A 2,606-nucleotide genomic window follows, 5' to 3' on the forward strand; every position below is an offset into this window, starting at 1 on the left:
GTCATGAAATCGAGTAGGACGGAGCACGAGAAACTTTGTCTGAATATGGGGGGACCATCCTCCAAGGCTAAATACTACTGACTGACCGATAGTGAACTAGTACCGTGAGGGAAAGGCGAAAAGAACCCCGGAGAGGGGAGTGAAATAGATCCTGAAACCGTATGCGTACAAGCAGTGGGAGCCCACTTTGTTGGGTGACTGCGTACCTTTTGTATAATGGGTCAGCGACTTATTTTCAGTGGCGAGCTTAACCGAATAGGGGAGGCGTAGCGAAAGCGAGTCTTAATAGGGCGTCTAGTCGCTGGGAATAGACCCGAAACCGGGCGATCTATCCATGGGCAGGTTGAAGGTTAGGTAACACTGACTGGAGGACCGAACCGACTACCGTTGAAAAGTTAGCGGATGACCTGTGGATCGGAGTGAAAGGCTAATCAAGCTCGGAGATAGCTGGTTCTCCTCGAAAGCTATTTAGGTAGCGCCTCATGTATCACTGTAGGGGGTAGAGCACTGTTTCGGCTAGGGGGTCATCCCGACTTACCAAACCGATGCAAACTCCGAATACCTACAAGTGCCGAGCATGGGAGACACACGGCGGGTGCTAACGTCCGTCGTGAAAAGGGAAACAACCCAGACCGTCAGCTAAGGTCCCAAAGTTATGGTTAAGTGGGAAACGATGTGGGAAGGCTTAGACAGCTAGGAGGTTGGCTTAGAAGCAGCCACCCTTTAAAGAAAGCGTAATAGCTCACTAGTCGAGTCGGCCTGCGCGGAAGATGTAACGGGGCTCAAACCATACACCGAAGCTACGGGTATCATCTTCGGATGATGCGGTAGAGGAGCGTTCTGTAAGCCTGTGAAGGTGAGTTGAGAAGCTTGCTGGAGGTATCAGAAGTGCGAATGCTGACATGAGTAACGACAATGGGTGTGAAAAACACCCACGCCGAAAGACCAAGGTTTCCTGCGCAACGTTAATCGACGCAGGGTTAGTCGGTCCCTAAGGCGAGGCTGAAAAGCGTAGTCGATGGAAAACAGGTTAATATTCCTGTACTTCTGGTTATTGCGATGGAGGGACGGAGAAGGCTAGGCCAGCTTGGCGTTGGTTGTCCAAGTTTAAGGTGGTAGGCTGAGATCTTAGGTAAATCCGGGATCTTAAGGCCGAGAGCTGATGACGAGTGTTCCTTTGGAACACGAAGTGGTTGATGCCATGCTTCCAAGAAAAGCTTCTAAGCTTCAGGTAACCAGGAACCGTACCCCAAACCGACACAGGTGGTTGGGTAGAGAATACCAAGGCGCTTGAGAGAACTCGGGTGAAGGAACTAGGCAAAATGGCACCGTAACTTCGGGAGAAGGTGCGCCGGTGAGGGTGAAGCACTTGCTGCGTAAGCCCACGCCGGTCGAAGATACCAGGCCGCTGCGACTGTTTATTAAAAACACAGCACTCTGCAAACACGAAAGTGGACGTATAGGGTGTGACGCCTGCCCGGTGCCGGAAGGTTAATTGATGGGGTTAGCTAACGCGAAGCTCTTGATCGAAGCCCCGGTAAACGGCGGCCGTAACTATAACGGTCCTAAGGTAGCGAAATTCCTTGTCGGGTAAGTTCCGACCTGCACGAATGGCGTAACGATGGCGGCGCTGTCTCCACCCGAGACTCAGTGAAATTGAAATCGCTGTGAAGATGCAGTGTATCCGCGGCTAGACGGAAAGACCCCGTGAACCTTTACTATAGCTTTGCACTGGACTTTGAATTTGCTTGTGTAGGATAGGTGGGAGGCTTTGAAGCGTGGACGCCAGTTCGCGTGGAGCCATCCTTGAAATACCACCCTGGCAACTTTGAGGTTCTAACTCAGGTCCGTTATCCGGATCGAGGACAGTGTATGGTGGGTAGTTTGACTGGGGCGGTCTCCTCCTAAAGAGTAACGGAGGAGTACGAAGGTGCGCTCAGACCGGTCGGAAATCGGTCGTAGAGTATAAAGGCAAAAGCGCGCTTGACTGCGAGACAGACACGTCGAGCAGGTACGAAAGTAGGTCTTAGTGATCCGGTGGTTCTGTATGGAAGGGCCATCGCTCAACGGATAAAAGGTACTCCGGGGATAACAGGCTGATACCGCCCAAGAGTTCATATCGACGGCGGTGTTTGGCACCTCGATGTCGGCTCATCACATCCTGGGGCTGAAGCCGGTCCCAAGGGTATGGCTGTTCGCCATTTAAAGTGGTACGCGAGCTGGGTTTAGAACGTCGTGAGACAGTTCGGTCCCTATCTGCCGTGGACGTTTGAGATTTGAGAGGGGCTGCTCCTAGTACGAGAGGACCGGAGTGGACGAACCTCTGGTGTTCCGGTTGTCACGCCAGTGGCATTGCCGGGTAGCTATGTTCGGAAAAGATAACCGCTGAAAGCATCTAAGCGGGAAACTTGCCTCAAGATGAGATCTCACTGGGACCTTGAGTCCCCTGAAGGGCCGTCGAAGACTACGACGTTGATAGGTTGGGTGTGTAAGCGCTGTGAGGCGTTGAGCTAACCAATACTAATTGCCCGTGAGGCTTGACCATATAACACCCAAGCAATTTGACTACTCGAAAGAGCATCAGATTGCGGTGTGTGAAGACGAAA

At 52.1% G+C, this 2,606-nt stretch carries 1 rRNA gene; it reads left to right on the forward strand.

What is annotated here, in order from left to right:
• Positions 1–2,545: ribosomal RNA gene (locus KW840_RS28270) — 23S ribosomal RNA — on the forward strand; the annotation flags it as partial.
• Between the last annotated feature and the right edge of the window lie 61 nt (positions 2,546–2,606).

Source organism: Pseudomonas sp. PDM30, from assembly GCF_019218985.1.
GTDB lineage: Bacteria > Pseudomonadota > Gammaproteobacteria > Pseudomonadales > Pseudomonadaceae > Aquipseudomonas > Aquipseudomonas jessenii.